The following is a 3,995-nucleotide window of genomic DNA, read 5'->3' as shown; positions in this document are numbered from 1 at the left end:
CCCACAGGATGATCAACTCGTCGTGGTCGGCGGCGTTCTCGTGCGTGGCCTGGACGTAGCTGCGCAGATGGGCGCGATCGCCGTCGACCTCGACCTCCTGGTTCGTGATCTGGTGATGGGTTGCGCTGTACCGCTCGAGCGCCTGGGCAACCCAGGCGACGTAGGTGTCGCGGTCGTCGAACTCGATGTCGCCGAACCCGGTCACGACGACGTCGGAGGTGAAACATGTGGCGTATCGCTCGAGGTCGCGTTGGTCGACCGATGTCGCGTATCGGATCATCACCTGGCCGACGTCGTACACATCGTGCTGGAGATTCGTCATGGTCGTCCAGTGTTGCGCGATGCTCCGTTCCACCCGTTGTCGGGGACCACAGCCCGCGTCGTGGTCAGCGCGCAGCGTCGACGGCTCGATAGCGCATCGTGAGTTCGTCGAGCTGTGCCTTGAGTTCGGCATCGAGCGGACGTTCCACGGCGGCGACGGCATCCGCGAGCTGGCCGTTCGAGCTCGCTCCGACGATCGGCACGGTCACGTCCGGGTTCGCCAGCACCCAGCCGACCGCCATCTGGGCGAGTGAGATTCCTGCAGCCGCGGCGAGCGGGCGCATGGCGTCGACCACGTCGAACTTGTCGTCGGCCCAGTAACGGTCCTGGTAGCGCTTCGACGCGCTGCCCAACGTGAACCGGGTCCCCTCGGTCGGACCCGCCGCCGGCTGATGCTTGCCGGTCAGCAGTCCGCCGGCGATCGGGTTGTAGACCATCACGGCGATGTCGTCGTGACGGCACAGCGGGAGGAGCTCGCGCTCGATGTCACGGTGCACGAGGCTGTAGCGCGGTTGGACCGATTCATACCGCGAGATGCCGAGTGCTTCGCTCCGCCCGATCGCTCGGGCGAGCTGCCACGCCGCGAAGTTCGAGCAGCCGACATAGCGGACCTTTCCCTGGCGGACCATGTCGTCGAGGGCGCGCAGCGTGTCGTCGATCGGGGTGTCGGAGTCGAAGAAGTGGATCTGGAACAGATCGAGGTAGTCGGTATCGAGCCGTCGCAACGACGCGTCGAGCGCGCCGATGATGTGCTTGCGGCTCGCTCCCCGGTTCCATGGGTTGGGCCCCATCGGAGCCCAGAACTTGCTCGCCAGGATGACGTCGTCGCGCCGACCCCGATCGGTCATCCATCGACCGATGATCTCCTCGGTCAGCCCGGCCAGTTCACCGTCCTGGCCGTTCGGGTACGCGTCGGCGGTGTCGATGAACGTGATGCCTGCGTCGAACGCGGTGTCGAGGATCTCGAACGAGGTCTGTTCATCGCACTGCGTCCCGAACGTCATGGTGCCGAGGCACAGCTTCGAGACGGGCATGCCGGTACGACCGAACTTCACGTGTTCCATCGAGCCACCGTAGGCCCGACGCCCGCCGAGCTTCGGTCCGGCGCGAGTCGAATTTGCGGCGGATGGTGGCGGTCAGCGTCAGGATCCGCCGGGATTTCGGGAGGGTCGGGACGCCGGGAGGGATCGAATCGGCGGGTGGGATCGGGTCGGCGGGTGGGAACGGAGATACGACCGGGGTGACGTGGGTCGGGACGTCGGGTCAGCGGCCGGGTGGGGCGGAGACCGTGGCCAGTCGCTCGGCGAGGAAGGACCGCTCGAGGTCGTTGCGCGCGACGTCGAGCGCACGCGTGTACGCCGCCGAAGCTGCGCCACGGTCGTCGAGTTCGGCGAGGAGATGTCCGCGAGCTGCGTGGAAGTGGGAGTAATCCGCCAGCGCGTCGGTGAGTGCCGGTGCGTCGAGTCGTGCCAACCCGGCCGCGGGGCCCCGCGTCATGGCCACAGCGACCGCGTGGTTGAGTTCGACCACAGGTGTCGGTGAGCGGGCGACGAGCTGGCGGTAGAGCAACTCGATCTGCTCCCAATCGGTGTCGGCGGCGGTCCGGGCTTCGACATGGAGCGCGTTGATCGCAGCTTGGATCTGGAACGGACCGGGTCGGTCGAGACGCAGCGCGCGATCGAGAGTTGCGGTTCCGCGCTCGATCATCGTCGTATCCCACTGTCCACGATCCTGGTCCGCGAGGAGGACGAGGCCATCGTCCTCGACACGCGCGTCGCGTCGGGAGTGGATCAGCAGGAAGAGCGCGACCAGGCCGAGCGACTCCGGATCGTCGGGGGTGAGCTCGACCAACAGGTCGGCCAGTCGGATCGCCTCATCGCACAGGTCGACTCGCATGTGCTCGTCACCCGACGACGCGTCGTATCCCTCGTTGAAGACCAGGTAGATCACTGTGCGGACAAGATCGGTGCGGGACAGCAATTCGGCGTCGGGCGGAATTCTGAACGGGATCGCTGCCGCCCGGATCTTTCTCTTGGCGCGCACGAGACGTTGCGCGATCGTCGGCTCGGGCTCGAGGAACGCGGCCGCGATCTGGCTCGTCGTCAGACCGCCGACCGAGCGCAGGGTGAGCGCGACCTGGGCTTCCCGCGACAGAGCGGGGTGGCAGCATCCGAAGATCAGCTGCAGCTGTTCGTCGCGCATCGACGAGGTGTCGAGTTCGTCGTCGAGGTCGCGGTCGCCTCGGTCGTCGGCGTCGAGTCGTGCTGCGATCGCATACTTCTCCCGACCGACCGCATCGCGGCGGGCGCGATCGATGAGGCGCCTCCTCGCGACGACGGTCAACCACGCGCGGGGCTCATCCGGCAGACCGGAACGCGGCCAGTCGTGCAATGCCTGCTCGGCGGCGTCCTGGGCAGCATCCTCGGCATCGCTCAGATCGCCGAACCTCGCAACGAGGGTCGCGACGATTCGCGACCACTCGCTGCGAACGATCTCGGCGACGTGGCGCCGAGACGGTGCTGACGAATCAGCCAAAGTTCGGCACGGGGCGGACCTCGATCGTTCCCATCGAGGCATGTGGAATCTTTGCCGCGATGGCGATGGCCTCGTCGAGGTCGCCGGCCTCGATGAGGTAGAACCCGCCGAGTTGCTCCTTCGTCTCGGCGAACGGTCCGTCCGTCGTGATGGTGTCACCGTCGCGTACTCGGACGCACGTTGCTGTCGCCACCGGCTCGAGCGCTTCGCCGGCGACGATCTTCGGACCGAATTCCTCGCCGAAGGCCATGTACCCGGCCATGATCGGAGCGAAGGCCTCGGTCGTGGGGTCGGGGTGGGCAATCGGGTCGGACTCCACGCTGTAGATCAAGCATGCGTACTTCATGGTCGGTACCTCCGTGTTGTTGGTTGGTGACACTAGGACGAACGGCGGAACCGCGAATCGACAGCGTCGACCGACAATTCCGAGGATTTCTTCGTCGGCGATGTCGCCCGATTCGAAATTGCGGCGGATCGTGCCGTCAGCCGTCTCGATCCGTCAGAAATTCAGCGGAGGGGGTGTCAGTCTGCGCTGGCGTGCCAGATGGGGTGATCGCGCTGGTCGATCTCGTCGAGCAGCACGACGGTTTCGGCCGATCGAACGCCGTCGATGTGTTGGAGTTCGTGGAGGGCGACGTCGCGCAGGTGCTCGAGCGAATCGCCGCGGACGAGGAGGACGAAGTCGAAGCGTCCCGTCGCGACACCGAGCCACTCGACGCCGGGAAGCGAGCGCAGTCGATCACGCAGGTCGCGCCACAGGCCCTGGCGGACGTTGACAAGCACCAACGCCGACACGGCCATCCCGACCGCGACTGGATCGACCCGGGCCGAGAACCCCGCGATCGCACCGGACTCCGTCAACCGATCGAGCCTGCTGTAGGCAGTGGCGCGCCCGATCGAGAGTTGCTCGGCGAGCATCGGCGCGGACATCCGTCCGTCGGAGCGGAGGAGGTCGATCATCCCGCGGTCGATGTCATCGAGCTCTGTCATGGAACGAACGTACTCGAATTGATGAATCGATGACTCGTTCGTCCCGACCTGACGCGAACCTCCCACCGATCGACCGAGAAGTGACACTCTGGAGGCATGGCCGGATCGACCACCGCCACCGAGACCACCACCGCCGCGACCACCAGCCC

Annotated in this window: 5 protein-coding genes; all 5 read right to left on the bottom strand. The window is 66.3% G+C overall.

What is annotated here, in order from left to right:
- Nucleotides 1–322, bottom strand: a 322-nt coding sequence (locus tag WBV89_RS21735) for a nuclear transport factor 2 family protein (protein ID WP_423983421.1), incomplete at its 3' end; no start/stop codon positions are given.
- Between the two features lie 64 nt (nt 323–386).
- Nucleotides 387–1,385, bottom strand: a complete 999-nt coding sequence (locus WBV89_RS21730) for an aldo/keto reductase (RefSeq protein ID WP_423983420.1) — start codon at nt 1,383–1,385, stop codon at nt 387–389.
- 199 nt (nt 1,386–1,584) lie between these two features.
- The gene (locus tag WBV89_RS21725; protein WP_423983419.1) at nt 1,585–2,856 is read right to left on the bottom strand and encodes an RNA polymerase sigma factor; all 1,272 of its coding nucleotides are present in this window, start codon (nt 2,854–2,856) and stop codon (nt 1,585–1,587) included.
- The gene (locus WBV89_RS21720) at nt 2,849–3,202 is read right to left on the bottom strand and encodes a YciI family protein (RefSeq protein WP_423983418.1); all 354 of its coding nucleotides are present in this window, start codon (nt 3,200–3,202) and stop codon (nt 2,849–2,851) included. Before WBV89_RS21720 ends, WBV89_RS21725 begins: the two co-directional genes overlap by 8 nt.
- Before the next feature lie 176 nt (nt 3,203–3,378).
- Nucleotides 3,379–3,846 (bottom strand): Lrp/AsnC family transcriptional regulator, encoded by a 468-nt coding sequence (locus tag WBV89_RS21715; protein ID WP_423983417.1) that lies wholly within the window; start codon nt 3,844–3,846, stop codon nt 3,379–3,381.
- Between the last annotated feature and the right edge of the window lie 149 nt (nt 3,847–3,995).

The sequence above is a fragment of the Ilumatobacter sp. genome (assembly GCF_049588435.1).
GTDB lineage: Bacteria > Actinomycetota > Acidimicrobiia > Acidimicrobiales > Ilumatobacteraceae > Ilumatobacter_A.
The sequence above is the reverse complement of the archived record's forward strand: the minus strand, read 5'-3'. Positions and strand labels throughout refer to the sequence as shown.